This is a genomic window from Planococcus chinensis (genome assembly GCF_042681545.1).
In the GTDB taxonomy this organism is placed as follows: domain Bacteria; phylum Bacillota; class Bacilli; order Bacillales_A; family Planococcaceae; genus Planococcus; species Planococcus chinensis.
The window spans coordinates 113,063-138,085 of the sequence record NZ_JBHUFW010000005.1; the positions used below are offsets into that span (position 1 = coordinate 113,063).

Consider the following 25,023-nt stretch of genomic DNA (forward strand, 5'->3'; position numbering starts at 1 on the left):
ATTCTGCCCCGGTTTGAACACGATGAACCCAGAAAGCCGGACGTCTGTGGCGTTATGAGCGTTCGCCTGGAGCTTATGAGCGTTCAGGGACGGGTGATGAGCGTTCGCGGCTTGCCGATGAGCGTTCAAGCAATGGTTATGAGCGTTCGGCTAGCTTGAGTTTGCTCTATAAAAAAGAACACGGTGGCTGCACCGTGTTCTAGGGGTTATTGCACAATACTATAATAGATCCGCGATGTTACCCGGTAAATCATCCAGTAAACCGCGGCAAACGCAACGACCACGCCGGTGAATGAAAGAAGCCAGGTGATGTCGTTCGTGACACCGAAGATCAATAGAAGCTTCCGCACAATCGGATAAGCGAAAATCACATGGATTGTTGCAATGACAATCGGCAGCAGGAACATCCAGACAATCTGGGAACGCGTCGACTCCTGGATCATTTCCTTATCAAGGCCGACTTTCTGCATGATCTGGAATTTCTCCCGGTCATCGAAGCCTTCGGACACTTGCTTGAAGTACGTGATCAGCACCGTGCCAATGGTGAACAAGAGCCCGAGAAAAATTCCGAGAAACAGGAAGCCGCCGTTGATGCTGAACCATTCTTCCCGCTGAAGGATGCGGGATTCGTAATTGGTGGCACTGACTCTGCCGATGCCGTATTTCTCGCGCATCGCTTCCCCGAATGCCCGCTTTTCTTCTTCGGAACCGGTCGTGTTCCAGCCGATCTTGACGTCGATCGTCGAGAAGGTGTTATCCGGAAACTGCTGCTCGAAAGCCCCTTTCAGCCGCTCAAGATGCGAAACGTCCGGCAGCACGAGCGCGATCGATTCGGTGAGTGCCATGTTTGCGCTGAACTCGTTGTCAATAGCGGTCAGCTTGTAGGTCTGTCCGCCGATTGCCAGCTCATCCTCAGAATAGGTTCCGGTTGAATGGTAGAACAGCGCTTCGTCGTCTGCCAATTCATACGAATTGCCGCTCATTTGGTTGAAGTCCTCAAGCGGCAGGACATCCATGAATACCGGAAGGTCCGAACCCGGGGAGCTTTGTTCAAACTTGAATTCTTCCCCTTCCAACCGGCCGAACATATTCAAGTAGCGATAGCTCTCGATCCCTTCGACTTGGAGCCCCGCCGCTTCCGTTTCCTCCCGCGCCTGCTCCTGCATTTCCTCGAAGCGTGCATTCATTGCCCCGATGTTTTCGGGATCGCCGAAGAGCGAGAGATTGTTCTCATACGGGTAACGGTTCTCCAACGTTTCTTCCGCGCCGATGAACATCGTTGCAGTCGTCGAAACCGCAATGATGACCATCGATGCCAAAATGCAGATGTTCGCCAGGCCGACCGCGTTCTGCTTCATGCGGTAAAGCATGCCGGAGATGGAAATGAACGCCCCCGGCTGGTAATAAATGCGCTTGTTTTTCTTCATGGCTTTCAAAATGAAGATCGAGCCCGAAACAAACAAAAGATAGGTGCCGATAATGACCAGCAGCACCGCAAAAAAGAAGCGGGAAAGCGCGCTGAGCGGATCCGGGATCGTCAGCGAAATGCCGTATCCCCAGGCAAGGAAGATAAGTGACAAGATAAATAGGATCACCGATCCCCGGGGCTCCTTCTCCCCTTCCTGCTTCCCTTTCAGCAGCTTGATCGGATTCGCGAAAGTGAACTGGCTGACGTTATAGAGATACGTGATGCCGAAGATGCCGAGGAAAAGGGCAGCGGTCACCCCGGCGCTCAAAAGCGACGTCGAATAGGCGATGTCAATCGGCAGCCGCAGCAAATAATTCAGCAGCATGAACACAAGCCGGCCGAAGATGACGCCTGCCACCAGTCCCGCCGCAATGCTCAACACGCTGGTGAACACCGTTTCAAAGAACAGGATTTTCGCCACGTGCTTTTTCTCGAGGCCCAGAATCCCATACAGGCCGATTTCCTTTTTTCTACGCTTGATGAGAAAGCTATTGGTGTAGAGGATGAAGATAAACGAAAAGATGCCGATGACCACAGCACCGATCAAAAACATCATCGGCAGCGAACTGGAGCGCTCCTGGACGAATTTATTGGTCAACAGGGACACCATCAGGAAAAACATTGTAATGATCGTGGTCGATGACAATAAATACGGAATGTACAATTGCCGGTTCGACTTGATGTTGCGCAGCGCGAGCGATGAGAAAAAGCGGTTATTCATCTCGCTCACCCCGGCTCGACAGCACTTTCAGCGACTGGGCGATGCGGTCCATGAATACATCCGCCGAGTCATGGCCCCGGTAGATTTCGTGGTAGACGGCACCGTCCCGGATGAAGAGGACGCGTTTCGAATAGCTCGCTGCCCGCGTGCTGTGGGTTACCATCAAAATCGTCTGGCCGGTTTCATTGATGCCCCGTAAGGTCTCCATCAAATTCTGCGACGCTTTTGAATCGAGCGCGCCGGTCGGCTCATCCGCCAGGATGATTTTCGGCTGCGTGATCAGCGCCCGCGCGACAGCGACACGCTGTTTCTGGCCGCCGGATACTTCATACGGGAATTTATTGATATGCGCTTCGATCCCGAGGTTCCGGACCACCGGTGTGAGGCGTGCTTCCATTTCGGCCACCGGCGTCTTCGACAGCACGAGCGGCAGCAGGATGTTGTCTTTGATCGTAAAGTTGTCGAGCAGGTTGAAGTCCTGGAAGACGAAGCCGAGCGTGTTTCTGCGGAACGCCGACACTTCCCGGTCCTTGATCCGCGACAACGGCTGACCATCGAGGAAGACCTCGCCGCCCGTCGCATCGTCGAGCGTGGAGATGATGTTCAACAGCGTCGTCTTGCCGGATCCCGACTCGCCCATGATCGACACGAACTCCCCTTCTTCCACAGAGAAATTGACGGCCGCCAAGGCTTCTGTCTGCTGATTCGAGAAACGTGCTGTATATACTTTTTTCAGATTCTTGATTTCCAATAAGGTCATTGCTAACCCCTCCTTGCAATTAATGATACGGGACGGGTGAAAGGGGTGCCTGTACCTATTCTTACAATGGGCAAAGGAATCTTACGATTTCGTAAGATAGGAAGTTTCGGGATACGGTGAAATAGGGGTTTGTAATAACCGATATTCCGCAAAACAGCTGCGCTTGCCTGCGGGCGAGCGCCAAGCCTCCTCAGCCGCGTTGCGGCTTGCGGGGTCTCGGCTTTCTCGCTTTCCCGCGGGCGTCTCCGCTGTTTTGCTTCATATCTCTGAAAGTACTGCTAACCAGGTGAAGTGTTCAGGCTTCAATGAATTAGACCAGCGCCGGCGCGTCCAGGGGCTAGGCGAAGCAATGAGACGGGTGTCCTTCCCGGCTCATTGTGGGAGCCATGCCCAAAGCGCCGAAGCGGCCTATAACTCTTCGCTTCATTAATGCACTGTATCCCCATACTGTCGATTAAATTTCAAATAGCGTCGATTAACTTCCGGGTACTGTCGATTAACTTCTGAGAAGTGTCGATTAAAACTCAGATAACGTCGATTAAAATAAAATATGGATTTTCTCCTCGCTCCCACTCAATCAAAAACCTCGATTTCATCCCGCGACATATTGATCAGTACGCGGGTCCCTTTGCCGGGTTCCGATTCGATGTCGAGCTTGTGCCCAAGACGCTCACAGATTTTCTTGCTAAGGAAAAGGCCAAGCCCGGTCGATTTTTCGTGGAGGCGGCCATTGAAACCGGAATAGCCTTTATTGAAGATTTTCGGCAGGTCTTCCGGCCGGATGCCGATGCCGGTGTCTTCGATGACGAGCACCCCTTCTTTTCCGGGGGCCGTATAAATGGAGATGGTGCCGCTCGCTGTGTACTTCAGGCTGTTCGACAAAATTTGCTCCAGGAGATTCTGCAGCCATTTGCCATCCGACAATACGCGCATGCCGGCCGGTTGATAGTCGAGCTTGATGCCTTTGTAGATGAAAAGGATGGAATACTTTTTGATCGCCCCTTTGATGATGGGATCGAGGTCGACTTCCGCCAGGTCCAGCTCCGCGCTGGAATCTTCAAGTTTTATGTAATTGAGCGCCATATGGGTATAATCTTCGAGCCGCAGCAATTCCTGGGAAATCTGCTTGGCCTCTTTCGACGGTGACCCTTGATTCAGCAAGCTGATGCCCGCAATCGGCGTTTTGATCTGATGGAGCCACAGCGTGAAGTAATCGAGCTGATCGGCTTGCCGCGCCGCATGCAGGTTTTCGAGTTCCCGGTTTTCCTGAAGCAGCGAAGCCAGTTTTTCCTCATAAAGCGCATCGATGGGGTCGGCACTTTTTGAAAGGTCCTCCAGTGTCCGCGCGTTCGCCGGCTGGAGGTTCTTGATGGCCTTGTACCTGCCCTGGTAGCGGGTGTATTGGACGATCAAATAGATAAGCAGCAGGAACGCGGCCAACTCCGCACCGTACAGAAATAACCCGAAAGGCTGCCGGTTGAACACGAAAATCATGCCGAACACCGCAAGGACCCCGAAAAAAACGAAAAGCTGGGAACGCGTAGCGAGCAAGAAGCTCTTCAGAATTTCGTTATTCATGCGCCGCCTCCTTGTTGAGGGCATACCCGACGCCTTTTTTCGTCACGATAAAGTCGGGCAGTTCCGCCTTCGCCAGTTTTTTCCGGAGCCGGGCAATGTTGACCGCCAACGTGTTGTCGTCGATGAACGATTCATCTTCCCATAATTTGACCATGATTTCCTCACGGGCCACGTACTCGCCTTTCTGCAGAAACAATTGCTCGAGAATCCGCAATTCCGTCCGCGTCAAATCGACTTCCCGGCCTTCATTCAGCAACTTCGACTCCCCGGGCTTCAAAACGGTCCGGTTAAAATGAAGGAAGTTTTCCGCTTCCTTGAAATCATATGTCCGTCTGAGCAATGCCTGCGTCTTGGCCACCGCTACCGTCAAATCGAACGGTTTGGAAATGAAATCATCCGCGCCCATCTGGATGGCCATGACAATATCCATGTTTTCATTGCGCGAGGAGATGAAAATGATGGGCACTTGTGACACCTTGCGGATTTTTTGGCACCAGTAATAACCGTTGAACGACGGCAGCGAAATATCCATCAGCACCAGCTGCGGCGCCTGTTCTTTAAAGTCTTCCATCACCCGGCTGAAATCCTCGACGAGCACTGCTTCGTGGTTCCATTTCCGCAGCTCTTCTGCAAGCACGCCGGCAATTGTAGCATCGTCTTCTACGATCATGATCTTAAACATTGTCTCATCCCATTCCTCTTTGTCTCCCAATTCTTCTTCCAGTTTATCGGAAATTCCGTCCGCCCACCAGTTTGCATGGACGCTGCTCCAACGGAAGTTTCAAAAAAAATCTAGAAAACCGTGAACCTTTTCCTTATCCCATCAGTATAGTAAGTAACAATAAAAACCAAAAGGGGTGTACATAATGGGCATGGGATGGATAGTATCATTAGCCGTAGCAGCTATAATGACGGCCATCATTCTTTCAATCGCTATTCCGATGGATCGCAGACACGTGGTGCGGGAAAAAGGGAGGATCGATTATAAAAAGACGGTTATTTATTTGAGATGGAATGTTTTTGACACCATGACGCTCAGCTTGGCCATTTACACAATCGTATGCGTGCAAGCCTTGAATTTTCTCGTTTCCAATGGCTTTACTGTCGAAAATGCCTACGTCCAGTTTTTCACAAATCAATCGCAGGTTTGGACACTCGTCACCATCCTCTATTTGGTCAGCCGGGTATCAATCACGTTGAAGACGATCAAGGAACGGTGGGGAGACGATATTGGAGGCGTGTGAAGAACGTTTGATGATGGCCTATCAGCAAGGAGATGCGGATGCGCTTGACGGTATTTACCGGCTGATGCAAAAGCCGCTGTACTCGTTCATTTACCGGTATACACGCGACGAGCAATTCAGTATCGATGTTGTGCAGGACACATTCATGAAATTGCAGGACCACAGGGACCGTTTTGATGCGGAAAAAGGGAGCTTGAAGAACTTCCTTTTCCAAATCGCATACCGGCTGATGATTACGAAATTGAACCGCCGAAAAAAACTCCAGAGCCTGTTGCCGTATTTGATGCCGCGGGCTAAAGAGGCCGTTTCGAGCGCAGACCGGCTGACCATACGCGAAGCTGTCGCAAAACTTCCTGATATTGAGCGGGCGGTGATTTTACTGTTTTATTACCACGATATGAGCCAGGAAGAAATGGCGAAGGTCCTCTCGATTCCAAAAGGAACAGTCAAGTCGCGTCTGCACAGGGCGACGAAATTATTAAAGAACGAATTGGAGGGATATTACGATGCATCAGAATCCGCTCGATAACGAACCGCATGTGCGTGCGCGCCTCGATGAATACCACATCGAAGTGCCCGACTTCCCGGCGAAAAGCACCAAATGGAATCGTTTCCTCCAGTTTCTCGGGTCGCCCGCGAAAGATCCGTTTGAGTCGCTTGCTTCGACCGAGCGCGGAATTTTGGCAATGAAAGTGGCGCCTGCTGCCGGTGGTGCAGGATTAATGCTCTTGCAAGTGCTTTTTTTCGTATAGGGCAACTCGACTGATAATTTTCATTTCTTTATAAACAGGAAGAACCGCGCCTTCTCTTCAGGCACGGTTCTTCCTTCAATCCATTTTTTTCACCGGAATCCAGACTTCGCTATAGACGTTCATTGGATCCGCGAAATCTCCGTTGAATGAAACTTCAGGTCCATCCACGAGTTCGTAATTTGATGAAGGCAGCCATTCGGAAAAAATGTTTGCCCACATCTCCTGGAGCGCTTGCGGGAAAGGGCCTTGGGTACTGAAAATTGCCCATGTACCTCCAGGCACTTCCAAAACATCGAACTCTTCAAAATCTTGATCAAGTGTCGTGATCGAGCCGATCAGGTGATCAAGCTCCCCCTTTTCTTCCAAGCGTCCGTCATCAAAATGGGAAGATGCATTGACAACTGTTTTGACGTCGGTGTTGCGCATTTTCTGCAGCCGCTCCCGCTGCTCCTCCGTAATCGATTGCGCCATTTTCATGATGTCCGGATTTTGCCCTTCGAACACGATGGGCACCCGCTTTTGGATACCCACCAACTTGAACGCATCTTTTTCTTCAATGCGGTATTCCATCTCCATTCCTCCTTGCAGAGTCAATTGGAAAGCGAGGCGCGGAAACACCTTGAACACAGAGCTGTCCTTCACATCCGAGGGGTTGATTCCGGACCATTCCCGGAATGCACGGCTGAAGCCGTCCGCCGAATCGTAGCCGTACTTTACGGCAATATCTACTACCCGCTCACTGCCTTGCTGCAGATCAACAACCGCTTTTGACAGCCGCCGGTTCCGGATGTACGCGCTTAAGCTCATCCCTGACAGGTAGGAAAATAGTTTCCGGAAATGATATTCGGAAACACCGGCGAGCAAAGCCACTTTTCCAAAATCGATGTCATCCTCAAGATGCTCTTCAATATACTTCAGCGCATCATTCATGTTATTCAGCATATTCATGTACCGGCCTCCCTTCTTTTTTATCTTACTCGCCATGCAATGTCGCCATCCGATTTTACCTATACGGGGAAAGTCGGCCATATAGCCTGATTATCCGCACTGGCCGCTTTATCCATTATTTTCATCCTACATTCCCTGATAACACCCCTGTCTTCCCCGGCTCTTTCCCATCAACATGAAAGTGGGTTAAAATAAAAGAATCGTGCAAAGATTTAGGGGAGGATAACGTGTTCAATTTCATCAAGCAGCTAGCCAAAACATTGTTTCCGGGCTATTTTGCTTTTGTCATGGCGACTGGCGCCTTATCAATCAGTGCCTTTCTGATTGGCCTGGAAATATTGGCCGATTTTCTGCTGTATCTTAATATCGCAGCTTATTCCGTACTGTGGCTGCTGACATTGGTCCGCATCATTCACCATCCCGGACGCGTCTTCAGCGACCTCACGAGCCATACGCTTGGCTCGGGTTTTTTCACTACAGTTGCCGGGACCTGTGTGCTCGGAAGCCAAATGATTATTGTAGCCGGCCACTATAGTGCCGCTTTTCTGCTTTGGGCATTCGCTATATTGCTATGGGTGCTGATCATGTATACCTTCTTCACCGCCGTAACGGTTCGCCGCAATACACCGACATTATCCGAAGGGATCAACGGCGCTTGGCTGATTGCTGCAGTCGCTACACAGTCCGTATCGATCCTCGGAACATTGCTGGCGCCTCAAATGGCACAGGGAAAAGATGTTGCCTTGTTTTTCACTCTTTGTATGTACTTTCTCGGCTGTATGCTGTATTTGAACATTATCACGCTGATTTTTTACCGTTTCACATTCCTGCAGCTTAAGTTTTCAGCATTTGCGCCGCCTTACTGGATCAACATGGGGGCTGTCGCCATCACAAGCCTTGCCGGCGCCACACTGATCAAGCATGCCGGCCAATGGGGGCTGCTCACAGAAATCACACCGTTTATCAAAGGCTTCACGTTGTTCTTTTGGGCGGCCGGCACGTGGTGGATTCCGCTGCTCTTCATTCTTTGGTTCTGGCGCCATGTTTATAACCGCTCTCCGCTTGAATACGGCCCCCAATGGTGGGCGATGGTCTTTCCGCTCGCCATGTACACCGCCAGTACCTGGGAACTTGCCGAAACGCTCGGCACCAGCTTCCTGAAAGCGATCCCTCATTTCATGATTTATATAGCGCTGGCCGCTTGGCTTGTAGTTTTTTGGGGCCTGCTGCGCCATCTGTATTTTCGCGCTGTCCATTTTTATCGGAGCAATAAAACCTGATGTCTCGCATTCCTATAAAATGGAATGCGTTTTTGGTGTCTGCATACTTCGGACAATAGATTTAGTAAAACCAGGGTGCATTTCAAAAATGCCGCGAGGTTTTATTTCCTGGCTCCGTTGAATTGAACTAAAAAAATCCCTTCAAGCAATCGCTTGAGGGGATTTCTGATTCACCTTACACCGTCAAATCCCGTTTCGGGTGCGGCTGCGTGATATCGACCGCATAGACTTTGATCCTATTGACCATCAAGTCGCGGATGCCGTAAATCGGCCGTTCGCGTTGCTGGATATCTTCGATGTAGGCGTTCAACCGCTCCTGCAGGAACACGCCGACCGGCGTCTGGCCATATCTTTCGCCCATCGAATCCGCCGAACTTTCGAACGACAGCTCGAAATACAGGTTCGATACCTCGAGGGCTTTCAATGTGTCCCCGTCCGTATGTAGACCGACCACTTTGTAATAATTCCCGTATTCATCCCTTACCAGATCATCATCCGTTATGTGCTGCATGCTCATGCATACCCGCTCCTTCCATTGCGCTTTAACTGCCTTCTCTCTTTCCTATACACCTAAACAGCCTGAAACAAACACGATCCTTGCTTTCAATAAAAATCCCAAGCAGCTTTCTCCGCCATCAGCCCCGTTCGGATACCGTGAAGCCGCTTGCAAATGCCTGCAGGATATTGATCAGTTGCGACGTGATTTCTTTCGGTGACTCCAGGTAGCCGTTTCGTGCCCAGTCGAGGACCAGCCCCGCAGTGCCATGCGCCATATACAATTTAAACTGTGGGGAGTTGATGTCGTGCGCACCCACTGCAGTGAACGTGAACTCTTCCTGGAGCATTTCGAAAATGGCCTGCGGCAATTCCTGATACAGCCCGGGAATCGTGTCTTCCAAAAGATAGAGATTGAAAAATGAACGGTTGTCGTAGATGAACGTGACCAGTTCGAACGAATCCGTGTTCATTGCTTTGGTGTCGATCCGCCTGCCCGGCGTATACAGCTCCATGCCGGTCCGCTTGATCTGCTGGAACATCTCCTTTTTCAATTCTTCCGTGATGTGCGGCTTGTCCAGGTAATGGAGATAGAACGTCGCCCGGTTGTACTGTGCCCGTTCGACAATGTCGGTGACCGAAACATGGCTGAACCCTTTCTCGTTGATCAGATCGGTGAACGCCTGTTTCAAATGGTGTTTGGTCCGTTCGTTTTGCGGAGAATTTTTCCGTTTATTAGCTTTCATCGCCTTTTGCCTCCATTGAATAAAATCGACACTTTCATGTAAAGTGTCGACTTATTCGACACCTCCAGCTTTTCTACTGATTGAGCCCGCTTTTTTTACGGATTACACTTAGAGTGTACATTAAATTCAGTCTTTTATTCCAAGGAAAAGGAGCGATTCAGAAATGATTGATTTCACAGGCAAAGTTGTATTGATTACAGGCGGCGGTTCAGGGCTTGGGCGCGCGGCAGCACTCGCAATTTCCAAGCAAGGCGCGAAACTGGTCCTGGTCGACATGAACAAGGACTCCCTCGAAGAAAGCAAGAAAGAGGTGCTCGCAGCAGCGCCAGACGCAGCGGTTGAAATCTTCGAAGCGAACGTTACGAATGAAGAAGAAGTGCAGAACTACGTCAAGTTTACACTCGATAAATTCGGCCAAATCGACGGCTTTTTCAACAACGCCGGCATCGAAGGCAAGCAGAACCTGACCGAAGATTACGGCTCCGATGAATTCCAGAAAGTTATCAGCGTCAACTTGAACGGCGTGTTCTTCGGCATGAAGCACGTCTTGAAAGTCATGAAAGAACAAGGTTCCGGTTCCATCGTCAACACAGCTTCCGTCGGCGGCATCCGCGGCGTCGGCAACCAGTCCGGCTATGCGGCGAGCAAGCACGGCGTCGTCGGCTTGACGCGCAACTCCGGCGTGGAATACGGCCAGTACGGCATCAGCATCAATGCCATCGCGCCAGGCGCCATCATGACGCCGATGGTCGAAGGTTCCTTGAAGCAGATGGCTGGCGACAACTGGGAAGCGGCCGGCAAGGAATTTGTCAGCGTCAACCCGATGAAACGTTTCGGCCAGCCGGAAGAAGTCGGAAACCTGGTCGCTTTCCTGTTGTCCGACAGCTCCCGCTTCATCAATGCTTCCGTCATCACCATTGACGGCGGCCAGTCGTACAAATACTAAAACCACTAAACGTGTTGAAGATTGCGCTTCCTCTTAGCTGCCGCTGAGAGGAAGCGTTTTTTTCCTGTCCATTTCAAAGCTTAGAACCGAAGAAAAACGGGAAAGTTCGCTATAATGTCCCTACATAAAGGAGTGACCGAACATGCACCTAGAACCCATCCCCGACCACCTGCAAGAAGGATTGAAAATCCTTTTTGTCGGATTCAACCCGAGCATCCGCTCGTCCGAGACCGGCTTCCATTACGCCAACCCGACGAACCGCTTCTGGAAGATCCTCCACGAGGCCGGGCTGACGCCGAGAAAGTTTGCGCCGCACGAAAACCGTGAACTGCTCGAGCTGGGCTACGGGCTCACGAACATCGTCGACCGGCCGACAAAGGAAGCAGCGGAGATCACCAAGGAAGAATACAAAGAAGGCGCCGCGCTGCTGCGTGAGAAGATCGAAGCATACCGGCCGAACGCCGTGTGCTTTGTCGGCAAAGGCGTCTATAAGGAATTCAGCCGCAAACGGAAGATCGATTGGGGCGTCCAGGATGAACCCGTCGTTCCCGGCATGGTCGAATTTGTTGCCCCGTCATCCAGCGGATTGGTGCGGATTAAAATGAATGATATCGTGGATGTGTATAGAGGATTGAGTAAATATCTGTAGCTTTCTATGAATTCCGGGAATCTGGCGCCACTTCCACTCAATGCCCTGCCCGTAAACAGTTTTCAAGCTTCGCTGGTTGACTTGAGATTCCGAAACCCCTATCATAAACTATTATTCCGACTATATTGATAGGAAAAGGGTGTTATTGATTTGACTACTACAACGAGCGTCCAACCTGTGGACGAGACAAAAGGGCCGATTGCGCGAGACGGCCTTGCATTGAATCCACCGCAAAAAGTACTGATCGGCGGCGGCGTCATCGCTGCCATCCTGCTGTTTGTTTACCTGCTGGCAACTCAGCACATCTCCCAACCCATGCTATTGGGCATCGGCTTGCTGTTGGGCTATACGCTATTCCATGCCCGCTTCGGCTTCACGTCTGCATTCCGCCGGATGGCGTCTGTCGGCAATGGCCAGGCAATGCGCTCGCATATGCTGATGCTGGCAATCGCGGTGACGCTGTTTGCACCGATTCTCGCATATGGCGCAACCTTCTTCGGTGGTCCGGTTGCCGGATACGTGTCTCCCGTTGGCGTTAGCCTGGTCGTCGGCGCCTTCATCTTCGGCATCGGCATGCAGCTCGGCGGCGGCTGTGCTTCCGGCACACTCTACGCTGTGGGCGGCGGGCGCACGGTCATGTTCGTGACGCTTGTATTCTTTATCGTCGGCGCCACAATCGGCGCTTATCACTTGCCGTTCTGGACAGAAGAAATGCCTGCATTCGAACCCGTTTCACTGGCGACGTCCACTGGTCTCGGCTACGGCGGTGCATGGCTCGTGTCCATTGCGCTATTTGGCTTTATCGCTTGGCTGACTCTAGTCATCGAGAAAAAGAAAAAAGCGCCAAAAATGGCGCCGCTTCCGACTGAAAAAGGATGGAAACGGATTTTCCGCGGATCGTGGCCCCTATTTGCCGCTGCGATTGTCTTGGCGGTCCTCAACGCCTTGACCCTCATGACGCGCGGTACGCCTTGGGGCATCACTTCCGCGTTCGCCTTATGGGGTTCCAAAATCGCCAGTGCATTCGGTGTTGACGTGGCAAGCTGGGGCTATTGGCAAGGCGCCAATGCCGCATCGCTGCAAGCGTCTATTTTCGCGGATTCCACCACGGTCCTGAACCTCGGCGTCATCATTGGGGCGTTTATCGCTTCAGCTGCCGGCGGATTGTTCAAATTCACCAAAGTCACTGCAGGTAATTTTGCGGCATCCGTCGTCGGCGGACTGCTGATGGGCTACGGTGCGCGCTTGGCATTCGGCTGCAACATCGGCGCGTACTTCGGCGGCATCGCTTCCTTCAGCCTCCATGGCTATATTTGGGGCATCCTTGCCCTGGCCGGAACGTTCGTCGCGTTATACATCCGGCCCCTGTTCGGGTTGTCGGTTCCCAAATCAACTGATTCCGTGTGCTGACGAAATTAACATCAGTCAAAAAACAAAAGGATTGAGCGCCGCAAACGGCACTCAATCCTTTTATTTATGGGTTCATGTCGAAATGAATTCAAAAGCAAGAAAGTGGTTTGAACACATTAGCTTTCGATCTTTCATAATCGGTGAAACGAATTCTACAAAATCCATCGTTCCATGAGCTGAACGCTCTTTTTCGCCGCATCGAGTCTGACCGTCCGTCCGATAGGCATCGTCAGCATCGGATGGGTATGGGCGCAATCAAAATCGGCAAGTATCGGGATATTCTGCTCCCCCAGAACTTCCAGCAGAATATCATACGGCTTTCTTCCGGTGCCTTCATCGTCGAACAGCTCATGTTTTCCTAACAGGATTCCCGCCACCCGATCAAATACGCCGTTCACTTTCAATAAGTTGAAGTTTTTCTCTACAACGGAAGCTGTTTTCATCGAATCCTCCAGCAATAGAATATCTCCGGTATTTATGGCCGGCATATAAGGGCTGCCCCAGAATCCTGCCATGGTGTTCAAGTTCCCGCCAATCAACCTGCCTGTGGCAACACCTTCCCTTGCACAATGCCAACGGTTCTGCCTCTTTTCCTTCTCCACCGTTTTCATTTCCCAATTCACCGGCTCATCAGTCCAATAGGCCGGTATCGGAACCATAAACGGAGCCTCTTGTTCTTCCATTAAGAAAGTGGAAAAGTACTCATATGTATAATCGACAAACGGTTCGAGTTCTCCGAATGAAGGAACCAACGCCGGCCCGTAAAAAGGCGGAATTCCAGTCTTCGCATAGATGCCGAGCAAGATTGCTGTTGCATCTGAATAGCCAATCATGATTTTCGGGTTTTCCAGAAAAGCTTTGTAATCGATATAAGGCAGGAGCGCATTTGAATTTGTCCCGCCGATGGTGGACATGATGCAGCTGATTTCCGGATTTCGGATAAGCTCATTCAACTCTTCTGCCCGCTCCTGGATCGTCCCGGAACGATAGAAATCCCTTTTGCCGGTCAAACTGCCTTCTATTACTTCAAACCCCTTTGCTTCCAAGAAGGTTTTTGCCCGGGCATAGCGGATGGGCGAAGTATGGGTCACAGGAGAAGAAGGGCTGTAAATTCCGATTTTATCCCCTTTTTTCAAGCGATGTAAAAGTGTCATCAATAAACCTCTCCTTGGACGGACCGATTTTCCGCTGCCGATTTTTTCAACATTTCTCGTCCTTCCTCTTCTATAAAAATGGCTTAATTCAATTTAAACAAGTATTCCTGCAATTAAAAAAACACTGAGCCTTAAGAATACCCCGAATTGACAGCGTCTGTAAATTGCATTCGCTTCCATGCTCCCCCTTCTTCCTTGTAATTCGTTGGAAAACAAAAGGATGCCCCAATAGCCTGGCTATTGGAACATCCTTTTTATTGGCACGATAAATTATTGGCTACAATTTACATGGTGCTGATATCGATGACAAAACGGTATTTCACATCTGAGGCCAGCACCCGTTCATAAGCTTCGTCAATCCGGTTAGCCGAAATCACTTCAATGCTTGGCGCAATATTATTTGCTGCACAGAAATCGAGCATCTCCTGGGTCTCGCGGATCCCGCCGATCAAAGAGCCTGCAAATGAACGGCGTCGGCCGATCAGGTTGATGGCTCTCAGCGACAACGGTTCTGCCGGTGCCCCTACGTTCACCAACGTACCATCAAGAGCCAGCAACCCTAAGTATGCGTCCAAATCGAGCTGGGCACTTACGGTATTGATGATCAGGTCGAAAGATTCCGTGAGTTTTTCGAATGTTTCCGGATCGCTTGTGGCGTAGTAGTCTTTCGCCCCAAATTGCAAGCCGTCTTCTTTCTTTTTCAGCGACTGGGACAGAACCGTCACTTCGGCGCCCATGGCGTGTGCAATTTTAACGGCCATATGGCCGAGTCCGCCAAGGCCAACAACCGCTACCTTCTTGCCAGGGCCTGCTCCCCAATGGTTCAATGGCGAAAAAGTCGTGATTCCGGCACAAAGAAGCGGTGCTGCGGCATCCAGTTCAATGTTATCCGGAATTCTCAAGACAAAGTCCTCAACAACGACAATGTGTGTCGAATAGCCGCCTTGGGTCGGCTCGCCGTATTTATCCACGCCGGCATAAGTAGGGACGTTGCCCTTCAAGCAGTATTGCTCTTCGCCTTGTTGGCAGTTCTCGCATTCGCCGCAGGAATCCACCATGCATCCGACCCCTACCCGGTCTCCGACTTTGTACTTCGTGACTCCGGCTCCTACTTCGGTGACGATACCGGCAATCTCATGGCCAGGAACCAATGGATAATTCACCGGCCCCCACTCGCCATGTGCCGTATGGATGTCCGAATGGCAGATGCCTGCAAACTTGATTTCAATCAGCACATCATGTTTATCAAGTTCGCGCCGTGTGATTTCGGTCTTTTGAAAAGTTTTGTCTGGGCCGTAAATAGCCCGTGCTTTAACAGTCGACATCAATAAACCTCCTAGGAAAAAAAGATTTGCTAAAACCCTGCATCCGTGAGGCTGCTGAAAGGGTTCAAGCTGAATTCCCTTCATTGCATCCGCCCTTTGCTTTTGGGTCTTGCAAACCCATCGTAATCCTTCTAGTTAACTCTAGGTCAAGTATTATGGTCAATCAAATGAGCCATATTCCCAAATTCCGGTTTTGACCCGGCACTCCGTTCATGGTATCCTGTCGATTCCTAGAGCTTGCTCGAAGTTTAGAAATGGATGAATAGGAGGAAATAAAAGATGGCCACTTATACAATCGGTGAAGTTGCGAAACAATTGAATCTTTCTGTCTACGCCTTGCGCTATTACGACAAAGAGGGCCTTATGCCATTTGTCGAACGGACTGCCAGCGGAATCCGTTCATTCAAAGAATCCGATATCAGCGCTTTGAAAATCATTGAATGCCTGAAAGCGACAGGAATGCCGATCAAGGAAATCAAGCATTTTATCGATTGGTGTTCCGACGGCGATGCCACGCTTCAAAAACGATACGATATGTTTATGGAGCGTAAGGCGCTTGTAGAGGCTCAGATGGAAGAATTGAAGAAAACCATGGCCGTGATTGACCATAAATGCCAATACTATCAGGCTGCCTTGGATGCAGGTACGGAAGATATCCATAAAGCCGATAAAATCGAGATTTCCTGACCGATACAAAAAGGGACTGACTCCGAAGCGATTTACTTGGCTTCGGAGCCGGTCCCTTTGCTTTTATTCCGCCACCGAACGAAGCAGCTTGATCAACGGCCCTTTTGTTTCAAAGCCGATTCCTGGGACATCCGGTAGGCCGACATAGCCGTCCACGACCGGAATGTCATCCGCAAATCCGCCAAACGGCTCGAAAATTCCCGGATACGATTCGTTTCCGCCAAGGCCCAGCCCTGCAGCGATATTCAAGGACATCTGATGGCCCCCGTGCGGAATGCACCTGCGGGAAGACCAGCCATTTTCCTTCAGCATCTCGAGGATCCGCAGATATTCCACAAGCCCGTAGCTTAATGCGCAGTCGAATTGGAGGTAATCCCGGTCCGGACGCATGCCCCCGTACCGGATAAGGTTGCGGGCATCCTGCATCGAAAAGAGGTTTTCCCCTGTTGCCATCGGATTTTTGTAATGCTTGGCCAGCTCCGCCTGGAGTTCAAAATCAAGCGGGTCTCCTGCTTCTTCGTACCAGAACAGATTATACGGCTCCAGCTTCTCTGCGTAGGCGACAGCTGTTTTCAGATCGAATCTTCCGTTGGCATCCACAGCGAGCGATTGCCCGGACGGCACCACTTCCAACACCGCTTCGATCCGTCTGATGTCTTCTTCCAACGAATTGCCGATTTTCATTTTCACCACTGAGTACCCCATGTTTAGGTATCCCGTCATTTCATCTTGCAGCATCTTGTCATCTTTGCCTGGCTGGTAGTAGCCGCCAGCCGCATAAACAAAGACTTTATCATCCGGCTTGCCATCTCCGTAGCGCTCTGCCAGCAGCTGATACAGAGGCTTCTCTTCGATTTTCGCGACAGCGTCCCATACCGCCATATCGAGGGTCCCTACCGCAACCGACCTTTCGCCGTGGCCGCCTGGTTTTTCGCCTTTCATCAGGATGTCCCAGATTTTATGGGGGTCCAGATTGGTGCCTTCGTCATTCAGGACATCATTCGTTTCCGCTTCCAACAAGCGGGGGATGAACCGTTCATGCAGGATGCCGCTCGGGGCATAACGCCCGTTGGAATTGAAACCATACCCTACGACCCGTCTGCCGTTCTTGAAAACATCCGTCACAATCGCCACAACCGAAACTGTCATTTTCGTAAAATCGATATACGCATTGCTGATGCTCGACTTGATCGGCACTACCTGTTCTTTGATATCTACTATTTTCATCTTGAAACCCCCACTTCCGAATTTAAAATCTAAGTAAAGAATACATTAAAGTATACGTAAAAGTCAAATAAATGCGTAAAAAATGAAGTTAATAATTAAAATCGCTTAATTACGTATACTTTATTTTCATAAAATAAAAAACGCTCCTGTTAAGAAGCGCTTCATCCCGTTTGATATTCCTTCATTTACTGTCGATGATTTTCAAGATCTCCTGGTTTCCGCGATGCCGATGCGAAAGCATCAGCATTTGCACCGCTTTGCTGTCCCTTGCCCTCATGGCCGCAACGATTGCCCGGTGCTCCAAAATGGAGCGCGTAGGAAGTTTCCGTTCATTAATCGTAAACAGCCGGGCACGATACAATTGATCGGAATGGCTGTCCATCACCGTTTTCAGCCGTTTGTTCTGGGAATAATCCACAATCAGATTATGGAATTGGTCGTCTATATCGGTGTAAGCCTTTAAATTATTCTCGTGCAAATGCTTTTCCTGCTGATCAATTAAAGCTTCCAGCGTTCTAAAGCGTTCTTCATCCATATTCTGCGTAGCCAGCTCCGCTGCCACTCCATCCAACGCTTCGGCAATTTGGCAGATTTGCTCGATATTTTCTTTGATGATCGGTTCCACGCTAAACCCTTTGCGCGGCATCAACTTGATCCAGCCATCCATTTCCAACCGGATCAAAGCCTCACGGATCGGCGTTCGGCTCATTTCCAGCATGTCCGCTATTTCTAGTTCCAAGAAAGCTTCGTCGGGCTGCAGCTGAAGGTTCCGGATCGCTTTGCGGATGATGAGATACGCCCGTTGCGGCAATCGGTCTTCGTTTACTTCCTCTTTGTAGGATAATAAGGTTTTCTTTAACCCGGGTTTATCGTTGCTTCGTTTATCGTTTTCCTTCATGCGGCTCACCAAATTTCAATTTATTTAAAGTGCCGATAATGAATAAATTATATCAGATATCCAATTGAATGAGAGAGATTTCACTGACACCTCCGGCATCCAAGTGAAAGAGGAAGAGCAGTGGCATTTCAGCATTGCTCTTCCTCTTTCTTACTTTGAAATTGTAGCGGATTCTGCTTCGAATAAAGCATCACTGACCTGCTTGAAAATCTCATAGGAACGAATTTCCTTTTCCAGGTCATAGATATTGGATAAAGCAATGATCTCATCCACCTGGTAGGCCTGCTGGAAGTTGATCACTTCGCGGCGAATCGTTTCTGGATCACCCATAATGGTATAGCCCAGGCGGTGGTGGAGGATTTCCAATTCAAATTGGGACAACGATTCCAGGAAATCCTGGGTTGGCGGGATCAACTGGCTTAAATTATTCGTATAAATATCGATATACACTTGCAAATGACTGGCGGCAATAAAAGCGGCTTCTTCCATTGAATCCGCTGCAATGACATTAATGGCCGCAATCACATAAGGCTCCCGCAAATAAGCAGACGGCCGGAAATTTTCCCGGTAAATGGCGAGCGCTTGCTCCATCGCCTCTGGTGAAAATTGCGCTCCGAACGCATAAGGCAATCCCAGATTCGCAGCAATTTGGGCTGAACCGGTTGAGGAGCCTAAAATCAGGACCGGCACATGGGTCCCGATGCCAGGGTAGGCGCGCACTTCTCCTTGTTCTTCTGCATCCCCCAAATAACGCAGAATATCGCGCACTTCCCGTTCAAAGAAAAACACGCCATTGTGATTGGAACGCCGAATCACATCCGCTGTCTTTTGATCCGTCCCCGGCGCCCGGCCCAACGCCAAATCCACCCGGTCCGGATACAAGGTTTCCAGGGTTCCAAATTGTTCCGCGACCACTACCGGAGAATGGTTCGGCAGCATGATCCCGCCGGACCCTACGCGAATGTTTTCTGTATGGGCCAATATATGCTGAACGATTGTTGCGGTGGCGGCACTGGCATAGGCATCGTGGTTGTGGTGTTCCGCAAACCAGATCCGTTTATAGCGCATCTTATCGACCGCTTTTGCCAACGACACCGCAGAATCAATTCCTTGCTTCATCGTTTCGCCTTGTCTTAACGGAGCAACGGATAACACGGATACATCAAATTTCTTCATCTATTTCACCTCTAAATTTTTTTTGCTTTAGCAATGTGCCGAGCGGCTTCTCTTTTTCCATTCGGGTAGTCGGTTCGTCACTTCTCATGCCCTTTCCTTTAAACTTCTTTAATTCCAAACTATTTGATTCACATTTCTGCAGACGATGTGATGTGCGGCTTGAACACGGAAAAAAGCAAAGCCCCTGCAAAGTTCTCCAGTAAAGCGTAGAATTCATCGATCTGGACTTTGCCTCCTTGCACCATCACCTCATACAAGCTCCAGCGGTCTTGGTACAAATAAGTGGAGCCCTCATACCCATTCCGGACATAGAACTTTCTTCTCGTTGCCCTTTGCGCATAATTGTCGGCAGTCTCATCCACGACTTCTATATTGAGGATGATGCGGTTGTCCGGGTACTTCTCTTTGATTTTGGCGAGCGCCCGGCCGCCGTACCCTTTTGACCGCGCATTGCCATCGATTGCGATATACAGCACATAAGTCAAATTTTTATGGGTGATCAAGTACGTAAAACCGATATATTCGTCCTCATCGTAGATCACGAGAAAGTCGACAAACGCCCGTTTTGCTTTCCACATCAACAGGTTCATGGGAATCCGTTCATTTTTAGGGAAGGAACCATAATACAACTCTTTCACTTTAGCGAATTCGCTTTGATTTTTTGTTAAAGGTTCCAGTTTTAAACTCATATCATTTACTCCTTTAATTGCTCTTTTTAAAGCTTAATAAATCCAAGCATGGATACTTTGTTAAAAAAGCTCTGGCAAAACAAAAGAGATCATGGAAGTGATGCATTCCGCGACCTCTTTGTCTTTGAATTAAAAATACGCAAGCATCGTAAACTGTTCATTGCCCTTCAGGTCATTCTTATTCTTCGATCAGGCGCTTCCGGCCATTCTTTTCTTTTTTTCCATACAACACGTAATATAGGAAAGCTGTGGCAATTACGGCCGCGCCAAGCCCCATATACATAGCCGGATAGCCGGTTATCGGGATCACCAGTCCTAAAAGAGAAGGGCCGAATCCATTGCCGATGTCGAAAAAAATGAAAAATGTCGCAGTCGCGAGGCCCATCCGGTGAGGCGCAGCAGCTGAAACTGCAATCGTCTGGCTGATAGAAGAAATATTCCCGAATCCGATTCCGATCAGTGCCGCTGCGATTAAAAGAGCGGCAGCGCTGTTTGCGCTGCCAAGGAGAACCATTCCAGCACCGAACACCATAAATGCCGGATACATGATGTAATTCGGTCCGATCCGGTCCATCAAGCGCCCCGTGAACGGCCGGGATACCAAAACAGACACCGTGTAGACGATGAAGAAAAAGCTGGCTGTGCTCACCAGATCCAGCTCAATCGCGTAGAGGTTGATATACGAAAGAACACTGGAAAAGCAAAACGTCATCAGCAGCACAATGAAACTGATGGGAAGTGCTTTCGGCTCGATAAAGTTGGAAAGCCTGAAGCCTTTGCCTTCCCTTTCCACTTCAGCCTGTTCCGTATTGGCCACATGGACGAAGAAGCCGATCACCGTACTCACTATTCCCAATAGCAGGCATAAGATGAAAATCATCTTGAAATCGGTGTGCTGGGCCATATACAGGCCAACGAACGGACCAAGGCCCGTCGCCATCGCGGTGCTGACAGCAAAATAGCCGATGCCTTCCCCTCTTTTAGCGGATGGCAGCGCAAGGACCACAAGGGTCCCGATCACTGTCGTCGCCACGCCAAGTGCAGCGCCATTTAAAAATCGGCTGAAAATGAAAAACGAAAGGCCGAAATCCGCCAGGTATAAAAGGATTGTCATCGTGAAGAAAACAAGTCCGATCATCATCAAGCGCTTGTATTGGATTTTGGCTATGATCCCTCCGGCCAGCAGCCGCCCTGCCAAGGCACCGATGATGAAAATGCCAGCTGTTAGGCCTGCCTGCCCGGTCGTTGCATCGAATTCTTCGAGCGCATAAAGCGCGATTGTCGCATTTAACAACAGGTAAACAAAGATCAAGAAAAAATTCACTAAAGAGAGAATGATGAAGTCCTTGGTCCATAGTGTCGGTTTTGATTGCTTCATCACTTTACTCCTTCTCTCTAGCATCTTGTTCGTTTATTTTCTTAGAATGTATACGATTCGCCGTCTGCCGGCACGAAAATCTGTGAAGACAAGCCTTTTTCAGCCGCAGACTTTCTCAATTCCTCTTTCGATAGCGCCCAGTGGTTGACTGCTTCCATATGGACGGAAATGATGATTGCTTCGGGTGCCGCTTGATGCACTTCAAAGATATCTTCTTTCCCCATGACGAGGGAACCGCCTTCGACGAATTGGTTGTCGCCACCGTTGACTACGATGACTTCAGGATTATGCGCATCGAGGGCTTCCTGTACCCCTTCGTACCAAACAGTATCACCCGCTACGTAGAGTGTTTTTTCGTCCTGGTGTTTAAGGACTACGCCGCACACCAAGCCGGCAAGTTTCAATATTTCCCCTCTGCCGTGTTCGCCTTTTGTCTTGCTCAATTGAATGCCTTCAAAGATTGTATCTTCCTGCAGAACCTCCACGTTTTGGAAGCCGGCATTTTGAACCTCTTTGGCATCTTCTTCGTTTTGGGTGAACAGTTTGATGTCTTTCGGCAATGCCTCTTTGGCGGCATCGTCCCAGTGATCCAAATGCAAATGCGTCACGATGACAGCGTCGACATCTTGGATGATTTCATTGATCGGGATTGGCAAGCCAACAAGCGGGTTGTTTTGGTCTTGCCTTGCTGAATTCGGGAACGGCGGATAAACCCCTTTCTCGCTCAAGAACGGATCTACTAGAAACTTTTTCCCTGCGTATTCGATGACCAATGTTGCGTTTCGGATTTGTTGTATGTTCATATTCTTAACTCCTTTAGTTTGAATTACGATAAGTGTATACTAAGAGCACTTTAGAAATACACAGCATAAATCAAGTCTTTTCCCCCTTTGACTTTATTATTGAAAGGATATGAAATAAATGTTGGATAATACGGATTTGCAGATATTAGATGAACTCTCCAGGAACAGCCGTATTTCGATGAAAGAGCTGGGACAGAAAATCCACCTAAGCGGGCCTGCCGCTTCGGCCCGAGTGGAGAAGTTGGAAAGCAGCGGAATTATCGAAGGCTATACCGTCAAAATCAACCAAGTAAAGTTGGGATACCATGTGCACGCCATCATCAGTATTTATACCAAAAGCACGCATCACCAGCCCTACCTGTCTTTTCTGAAAACCCAGGAGCCATACGTGCTCAACAATTACAAAATCAGCGGGGACAGCTGCTACCTGCTCGAATGCAAATTCCCATCCAACGAAGAACTGGATCAATTCCTGGTCAAGTTGAATGAGCATGTAAACTATCAACTTTCCATTGTGATCAATAAATAGCCTGGCTAATATCGGACTTGGTGTAATGAGTACTTTTCTATCGTATTCATTGCTCCAAGTTTTTTAATTACCGTTTTAGGCAATCGCATTTTAATAAGCGTCTGTAAAAGTATGCATTCATGGACAAAAAAAGAGCAGGAACTTAAACAAAGCTCCTACCCTTTTCAATATTTATGATATGTAAACTATGTACTGATTTCCTGCTAATATTCATGTTGATTTTTATGAAACGATGGGATGGAAGCCTTGCCACGCTATCGTTTCTTAAGCTCAAAAACCTTGTACCAGTATAACGTAATATCGATATTCGGATTTGCGTGCTGCTTCATCGTATCAGCACCGCCCAGCACAAACCCTTCATTCTCATAAAAACGGCCTGCAATCACATTGTCATTCTGTGCTTCAAGGGATAGGCCGATCAAAGACTTGTCCTGCGCCCATGTTTCTGCAACTTTCAGCAGCATGCGCCCAACCCCGCTTTTCCGAAAACTTTTGCGGACGGCGATATTTTCAATATAAGCAAAGCGGTTCCAGTCTTTCACCAAGCGAATCTGCCCAATGCATTCCTCTTCATGGAACGCCAAAAATACCGCTTTCTCCTCGCTGTCGATGTACTCTTTCCATTGAAGCTGGTCATCCGGAAATCGCGTTTCCGACTTGGTGTCATATAACTGTTCTTCGTATGACCAGGCACCGTCTAAAAAGCGAGGGAGAATTTTTCCGATCACCGGAAAAGGCTCGTTTGCTTTATTCACAACTCCTATAAGTTTTTCCTCCAAAGGTTTGATTGTAATCTCTTCTTTTTGTTCCATAGATCTCACCTTTCAATATAGATTAACAATGTCAGTTTTCATTAGAAAGAGAGGGAAGATGTGTTGGAATCATCCCCTCCCTTCCTTTCTGTTTATGCAGTTGCCAATTGCTTAATCCTTCTTTTTACCGGAAACAGCTACAGTATGAAAACCCCTTGAAGTCGGGCCTTTTATTAATCCGACTTCGGAAAATCCTTGGCCCTTCATAAGCGGCATCAATTGATCCTCTACCATGCGGTCTATGCCTTCCCACTTCTCCTCGTTCTTGCCATTACTAAGCGTAATGATGCATTCCCCGCCAGGTTTTAAGACCCGAAATATTTCAGTTACTGTGGCAGATAGTTCATCCCAAAAATAGATCGTGTGGATGCTGAATACTTTTTCGAATTGTTCGTCTTCACAAGGTAACCTATTCACATTTCCCTGGACTAACTTCGCTTTTCCTTCTTTTAACGCTTTTTTATTTCTAATAGCAGCTGATCGAATCACAGCCGGCGAAAGGTCCAACCCTACTATCTCTTTAACTATGTTTTTCTTCAGAATAAGTTTCATGGCGTAGCCAGCCCCACATCCGAGTTCCAATACACTGTCTCCTGGCTGAAGATTCAACCGTTCAATTGTCCATAGTGTTTCCGGTTTATGCTGCACGACCATCTTTTCGCCGATATAAGTCCCGATCAAGCCCTTTGGAGTTTTGTATTGGTTATCAATAAACTTTTTAATTTTATCCTTTAGCTCCACAATTCACCAACTTCATTTTTTAATAAGTTCTATATTTACCTAGTTCTCTTGGAGGCATCTAATTTCCTGCTTCACCGCTCTTGTCGTAAAGCATGTAAAACAAGCGGTCTGAAAAGTACAGTTCTTCAAACTAAAAAGACAATAAGTTCATGATAAGCAAAAATTTTTGCCCAAGAAGAATAAGTTATTTATTTTTTGTTTTTCAGTTCTAAAAATATGGGAGCTATATTCAATAAAATCGATGTAATCGTCAAAACCCATAACGCCACTGCCATGATAGGCACCACATCCAGTAAAGCAGACCAATCTTCTGCCCTTACCCAATCAGCCACCATGCTGTAATCTGCCACGACTGTTAAAGCTGTAAACGATAATCCCAGTGCCATTGCCAATTTATAGTCTTTGCCAGTAGCATACATATAAAGATTTAAACAAGTCGCTGCTATTGCAATAAGACCGAGTATGAACCACATGATTACGCTTCCATTATTTTTATTTGTTATGAATATCTAATAAAAATATCAAATAGTTCAGTCGCATCCTTTTTAAAAACTAATCTCATTTGGCAGAAAGTTTATATACTCTTTATTAACGACATAAGGTTACA

27 protein-coding genes are annotated in these 25,023 nt (G+C 48.8%); 9 read left to right on the forward strand and 18 right to left on the reverse strand.

Features of this window, described 5'->3' with window-relative positions:
- Window positions 1-206: 206 nt before the first annotated feature.
- The 4 genes from ACFSDB_RS08205 to ACFSDB_RS08220 all read right to left on the reverse strand — a co-directional run bounded on the left by ACFSDB_RS08205 (window position 207) and on the right by ACFSDB_RS08220 (window position 5,209).
- Window positions 207-2,189, reverse strand: coding sequence for an FtsX-like permease family protein (locus ACFSDB_RS08205; protein ID WP_204891821.1), 1,983 nt, complete (start codon window positions 2,187-2,189; stop codon window positions 207-209).
- Window positions 2,182-2,949 carry an ABC transporter ATP-binding protein gene (locus ACFSDB_RS08210; protein WP_204891822.1) on the reverse strand — a complete coding sequence of 256 codons (768 nt, stop codon included), beginning with the start codon at window positions 2,947-2,949 and terminating at the stop codon, window positions 2,182-2,184. Before ACFSDB_RS08210 ends, ACFSDB_RS08205 begins: the two co-directional genes overlap by 8 nt.
- Window positions 2,950-3,522: 573 nt before the next feature.
- Complete coding sequence (locus tag ACFSDB_RS08215; RefSeq protein ID WP_204891823.1) at window positions 3,523-4,527, reverse strand: sensor histidine kinase; 1,005 nt, start codon at window positions 4,525-4,527, stop codon at window positions 3,523-3,525.
- Entirely contained in the window at window positions 4,520-5,209 is a 690-nt protein-coding gene (locus tag ACFSDB_RS08220) for a response regulator transcription factor (protein ID WP_204891824.1), read from the reverse strand. Before ACFSDB_RS08220 ends, ACFSDB_RS08215 begins: the two co-directional genes overlap by 8 nt.
- Window positions 5,210-5,393: 184 nt before the next feature.
- On the opposite strand from ACFSDB_RS08220, the gene ACFSDB_RS08225 reads away from it, so the two are divergent.
- Genes ACFSDB_RS08225 through ACFSDB_RS08235 form a run of 3 tightly spaced genes read left to right on the forward strand, consistent with a single transcriptional unit; the run spans window position 5,394 to window position 6,523 of the window.
- A complete protein-coding gene (locus ACFSDB_RS08225; RefSeq protein WP_204891825.1) occupies window positions 5,394-5,771 on the forward strand; it encodes a group-specific protein in 378 nt (125 codons plus the stop codon).
- 10 nt (window positions 5,772-5,781) lie between these two features.
- The gene (locus ACFSDB_RS08230) at window positions 5,782-6,300 is read left to right on the forward strand and encodes an RNA polymerase sigma factor (RefSeq protein ID WP_204892135.1); all 519 of its coding nucleotides are present in this window, start codon (window positions 5,782-5,784) and stop codon (window positions 6,298-6,300) included.
- Window positions 6,278-6,523 carry a hypothetical protein gene (locus tag ACFSDB_RS08235; RefSeq protein ID WP_204891826.1) on the forward strand — a complete coding sequence of 82 codons (246 nt, stop codon included), beginning with the start codon at window positions 6,278-6,280 and terminating at the stop codon, window positions 6,521-6,523. Before ACFSDB_RS08230 ends, ACFSDB_RS08235 begins: the two co-directional genes overlap by 23 nt.
- Before the next feature lie 75 nt (window positions 6,524-6,598).
- On the opposite strand, the gene ACFSDB_RS08240 is transcribed toward ACFSDB_RS08235, so the two are convergent.
- Window positions 6,599-7,471, reverse strand: a complete 873-nt coding sequence (locus ACFSDB_RS08240; RefSeq protein ID WP_204891827.1) for an AraC family transcriptional regulator — start codon at window positions 7,469-7,471, stop codon at window positions 6,599-6,601.
- Window positions 7,472-7,698: 227 nt separating this feature from the next.
- Between ACFSDB_RS08240 and ACFSDB_RS08245 the strand changes: the two genes are divergently transcribed.
- Window positions 7,699-8,751: a tellurite resistance/C4-dicarboxylate transporter family protein gene (locus ACFSDB_RS08245; protein WP_377339722.1), complete on the forward strand. Its 1,053-nt coding sequence runs from the start codon at window positions 7,699-7,701 to the stop codon at window positions 8,749-8,751.
- 175 nt (window positions 8,752-8,926) lie between these two features.
- Here ACFSDB_RS08245 and ACFSDB_RS08250 read toward each other — a convergent pair whose 3' ends face one another.
- Both ACFSDB_RS08250 and ACFSDB_RS08255 read right to left on the reverse strand, forming a co-directional pair.
- Window positions 8,927-9,268, reverse strand: coding sequence for a hypothetical protein (locus ACFSDB_RS08250; RefSeq protein ID WP_204891828.1), 342 nt, complete (start codon window positions 9,266-9,268; stop codon window positions 8,927-8,929).
- A gap of 118 nt (window positions 9,269-9,386) precedes the next feature.
- Complete coding sequence (locus tag ACFSDB_RS08255; RefSeq protein WP_204891829.1) at window positions 9,387-9,992, reverse strand: TetR/AcrR family transcriptional regulator; 606 nt, start codon at window positions 9,990-9,992, stop codon at window positions 9,387-9,389.
- Between the two features lie 163 nt (window positions 9,993-10,155).
- Between ACFSDB_RS08255 and ACFSDB_RS08260 the strand changes: the two genes are divergently transcribed.
- The 3 genes from ACFSDB_RS08260 to ACFSDB_RS08270 all read left to right on the forward strand — a co-directional run bounded on the left by ACFSDB_RS08260 (window position 10,156) and on the right by ACFSDB_RS08270 (window position 12,997).
- Window positions 10,156-10,938: a glucose 1-dehydrogenase gene (locus ACFSDB_RS08260; protein ID WP_204891830.1), complete on the forward strand. Its 783-nt coding sequence runs from the start codon at window positions 10,156-10,158 to the stop codon at window positions 10,936-10,938.
- A 142-nt stretch (window positions 10,939-11,080) separates the two neighbouring features.
- Complete coding sequence (gene mug, locus ACFSDB_RS08265) at window positions 11,081-11,587, forward strand: G/U mismatch-specific DNA glycosylase (protein ID WP_204891831.1); 507 nt, start codon at window positions 11,081-11,083, stop codon at window positions 11,585-11,587.
- A 150-nt stretch (window positions 11,588-11,737) separates the two neighbouring features.
- Window positions 11,738-12,997 carry a YeeE/YedE family protein gene (locus ACFSDB_RS08270; protein WP_204891832.1) on the forward strand — a complete coding sequence of 420 codons (1,260 nt, stop codon included), beginning with the start codon at window positions 11,738-11,740 and terminating at the stop codon, window positions 12,995-12,997.
- Between the two features lie 152 nt (window positions 12,998-13,149).
- Here the strand turns inward: ACFSDB_RS08270 and ACFSDB_RS08275 are convergent, their stop codons facing one another.
- Together ACFSDB_RS08275 and ACFSDB_RS08280 are read right to left on the reverse strand one after the other, a co-directional pair.
- Window positions 13,150-14,151 carry a S66 family peptidase gene (locus ACFSDB_RS08275; RefSeq protein WP_204891833.1) on the reverse strand — a complete coding sequence of 334 codons (1,002 nt, stop codon included), beginning with the start codon at window positions 14,149-14,151 and terminating at the stop codon, window positions 13,150-13,152.
- A 284-nt stretch (window positions 14,152-14,435) separates the two neighbouring features.
- Window positions 14,436-15,476 carry an NAD(P)-dependent alcohol dehydrogenase gene (locus ACFSDB_RS08280; RefSeq protein WP_204891834.1) on the reverse strand — a complete coding sequence of 347 codons (1,041 nt, stop codon included), beginning with the start codon at window positions 15,474-15,476 and terminating at the stop codon, window positions 14,436-14,438.
- Between the two features lie 279 nt (window positions 15,477-15,755).
- Between ACFSDB_RS08280 and ACFSDB_RS08285 the strand changes: the two genes are divergently transcribed.
- A complete protein-coding gene (locus ACFSDB_RS08285) occupies window positions 15,756-16,163 on the forward strand; it encodes a MerR family transcriptional regulator (RefSeq protein WP_204891835.1) in 408 nt (135 codons plus the stop codon).
- 63 nt (window positions 16,164-16,226) lie between these two features.
- On the opposite strand, the gene ACFSDB_RS08290 is transcribed toward ACFSDB_RS08285, so the two are convergent.
- From ACFSDB_RS08290 to ACFSDB_RS08315, 6 genes are all read right to left on the reverse strand, one after another.
- Window positions 16,227-17,390 (reverse strand): mandelate racemase/muconate lactonizing enzyme family protein, encoded by a 1,164-nt coding sequence (locus tag ACFSDB_RS08290; protein ID WP_204891836.1) that lies wholly within the window; start codon window positions 17,388-17,390, stop codon window positions 16,227-16,229.
- Window positions 17,391-17,571: 181 nt separating this feature from the next.
- Window positions 17,572-18,288, reverse strand: a complete 717-nt coding sequence (locus ACFSDB_RS08295) for a GntR family transcriptional regulator (RefSeq protein WP_204891837.1) — start codon at window positions 18,286-18,288, stop codon at window positions 17,572-17,574.
- Between the two features lie 150 nt (window positions 18,289-18,438).
- A complete protein-coding gene (locus ACFSDB_RS08300) occupies window positions 18,439-19,464 on the reverse strand; it encodes an LLM class flavin-dependent oxidoreductase (protein ID WP_204891838.1) in 1,026 nt (341 codons plus the stop codon).
- Between the two features lie 128 nt (window positions 19,465-19,592).
- Window positions 19,593-20,153: a GNAT family N-acetyltransferase gene (locus ACFSDB_RS08305; protein ID WP_204891839.1), complete on the reverse strand. Its 561-nt coding sequence runs from the start codon at window positions 20,151-20,153 to the stop codon at window positions 19,593-19,595.
- A gap of 178 nt (window positions 20,154-20,331) precedes the next feature.
- Complete coding sequence (locus tag ACFSDB_RS08310) at window positions 20,332-21,531, reverse strand: MFS transporter (RefSeq protein ID WP_204891840.1); 1,200 nt, start codon at window positions 21,529-21,531, stop codon at window positions 20,332-20,334.
- A gap of 41 nt (window positions 21,532-21,572) precedes the next feature.
- On the reverse strand, window positions 21,573-22,334 hold the full coding sequence (locus tag ACFSDB_RS08315) for an MBL fold metallo-hydrolase (RefSeq protein ID WP_204891841.1): 762 nt from the start codon (window positions 22,332-22,334) through the stop codon (window positions 21,573-21,575).
- A gap of 118 nt (window positions 22,335-22,452) precedes the next feature.
- Between ACFSDB_RS08315 and ACFSDB_RS08320 the strand changes: the two genes are divergently transcribed.
- Entirely contained in the window at window positions 22,453-22,863 is a 411-nt protein-coding gene (locus ACFSDB_RS08320) for an Lrp/AsnC family transcriptional regulator (RefSeq protein WP_204891842.1), read from the forward strand.
- A 254-nt stretch (window positions 22,864-23,117) separates the two neighbouring features.
- On the opposite strand, the gene ACFSDB_RS08325 is transcribed toward ACFSDB_RS08320, so the two are convergent.
- The 3 genes from ACFSDB_RS08325 to ACFSDB_RS08335 form a co-directional block, all read right to left on the reverse strand.
- A complete protein-coding gene (locus tag ACFSDB_RS08325; protein ID WP_204891843.1) occupies window positions 23,118-23,675 on the reverse strand; it encodes a GNAT family N-acetyltransferase in 558 nt (185 codons plus the stop codon).
- Window positions 23,676-23,786: 111 nt separating this feature from the next.
- Complete coding sequence (locus ACFSDB_RS08330) at window positions 23,787-24,416, reverse strand: class I SAM-dependent methyltransferase (RefSeq protein ID WP_204891844.1); 630 nt, start codon at window positions 24,414-24,416, stop codon at window positions 23,787-23,789.
- Window positions 24,417-24,604: 188 nt separating this feature from the next.
- Window positions 24,605-24,889 (reverse strand): hypothetical protein, encoded by a 285-nt coding sequence (locus ACFSDB_RS08335; RefSeq protein ID WP_204891845.1) that lies wholly within the window; start codon window positions 24,887-24,889, stop codon window positions 24,605-24,607.
- Window positions 24,890-25,023 lie beyond the last annotated feature (134 nt).

What these genes read in the sequence shown, in the direction of transcription:
- ACFSDB_RS08220 (WP_204891824.1), bottom strand. Translation starts at nt 5,209, where the DNA reads ATGTTTAAGATCATGATCGTAGAAGACGATGCTACAATTGCCGGCGTG.
- ACFSDB_RS08300 (WP_204891838.1), bottom strand. Translation starts at nt 19,464, where the DNA reads ATGAAGAAATTTGATGTATCCGTGTTATCCGTTGCTCCGTTAAGACAA.
- ACFSDB_RS08305 (WP_204891839.1), bottom strand. Translation starts at nt 20,153, where the DNA reads ATGAGTTTAAAACTGGAACCTTTAACAAAAAATCAAAGCGAATTCGCT.
- ACFSDB_RS08255 (WP_204891829.1), bottom strand. Translation starts at nt 9,992, where the DNA reads ATGAAAGCTAATAAACGGAAAAATTCTCCGCAAAACGAACGGACCAAA.
- ACFSDB_RS08240 (WP_204891827.1), bottom strand. Translation starts at nt 7,471, where the DNA reads ATGAATATGCTGAATAACATGAATGATGCGCTGAAGTATATTGAAGAG.
- mug (WP_204891831.1), top strand. Translation starts at nt 11,081, where the DNA reads ATGCACCTAGAACCCATCCCCGACCACCTGCAAGAAGGATTGAAAATC.
- ACFSDB_RS08275 (WP_204891833.1), bottom strand. Translation starts at nt 14,151, where the DNA reads ATGACACTTTTACATCGCTTGAAAAAAGGGGATAAAATCGGAATTTAC.
- ACFSDB_RS08285 (WP_204891835.1), top strand. Translation starts at nt 15,756, where the DNA reads ATGGCCACTTATACAATCGGTGAAGTTGCGAAACAATTGAATCTTTCT.
- ACFSDB_RS08295 (WP_204891837.1), bottom strand. Translation starts at nt 18,288, where the DNA reads ATGAAGGAAAACGATAAACGAAGCAACGATAAACCCGGGTTAAAGAAA.
- ACFSDB_RS08290 (WP_204891836.1), bottom strand. Translation starts at nt 17,390, where the DNA reads ATGAAAATAGTAGATATCAAAGAACAGGTAGTGCCGATCAAGTCGAGC.
- ACFSDB_RS08210 (WP_204891822.1), bottom strand. Translation starts at nt 2,949, where the DNA reads ATGACCTTATTGGAAATCAAGAATCTGAAAAAAGTATATACAGCACGT.
- ACFSDB_RS08335 (WP_204891845.1), bottom strand. Translation starts at nt 24,889, where the DNA reads ATGTGGTTCATACTCGGTCTTATTGCAATAGCAGCGACTTGTTTAAAT.
- ACFSDB_RS08325 (WP_204891843.1), bottom strand. Translation starts at nt 23,675, where the DNA reads ATGGAACAAAAAGAAGAGATTACAATCAAACCTTTGGAGGAAAAACTT.
- ACFSDB_RS08260 (WP_204891830.1), top strand. Translation starts at nt 10,156, where the DNA reads ATGATTGATTTCACAGGCAAAGTTGTATTGATTACAGGCGGCGGTTCA.
- ACFSDB_RS08320 (WP_204891842.1), top strand. Translation starts at nt 22,453, where the DNA reads ATGTTGGATAATACGGATTTGCAGATATTAGATGAACTCTCCAGGAAC.
- ACFSDB_RS08205 (WP_204891821.1), bottom strand. Translation starts at nt 2,189, where the DNA reads ATGAATAACCGCTTTTTCTCATCGCTCGCGCTGCGCAACATCAAGTCG.
- ACFSDB_RS08280 (WP_204891834.1), bottom strand. Translation starts at nt 15,476, where the DNA reads ATGTCGACTGTTAAAGCACGGGCTATTTACGGCCCAGACAAAACTTTT.
- ACFSDB_RS08215 (WP_204891823.1), bottom strand. Translation starts at nt 4,527, where the DNA reads ATGAATAACGAAATTCTGAAGAGCTTCTTGCTCGCTACGCGTTCCCAG.
- ACFSDB_RS08250 (WP_204891828.1), bottom strand. Translation starts at nt 9,268, where the DNA reads ATGAGCATGCAGCACATAACGGATGATGATCTGGTAAGGGATGAATAC.
- ACFSDB_RS08235 (WP_204891826.1), top strand. Translation starts at nt 6,278, where the DNA reads ATGCATCAGAATCCGCTCGATAACGAACCGCATGTGCGTGCGCGCCTC.
- ACFSDB_RS08310 (WP_204891840.1), bottom strand. Translation starts at nt 21,531, where the DNA reads ATGAAGCAATCAAAACCGACACTATGGACCAAGGACTTCATCATTCTC.
- ACFSDB_RS08315 (WP_204891841.1), bottom strand. Translation starts at nt 22,334, where the DNA reads ATGAACATACAACAAATCCGAAACGCAACATTGGTCATCGAATACGCA.
- ACFSDB_RS08230 (WP_204892135.1), top strand. Translation starts at nt 5,782, where the DNA reads ATGATGGCCTATCAGCAAGGAGATGCGGATGCGCTTGACGGTATTTAC.
- ACFSDB_RS08225 (WP_204891825.1), top strand. Translation starts at nt 5,394, where the DNA reads ATGGGCATGGGATGGATAGTATCATTAGCCGTAGCAGCTATAATGACG.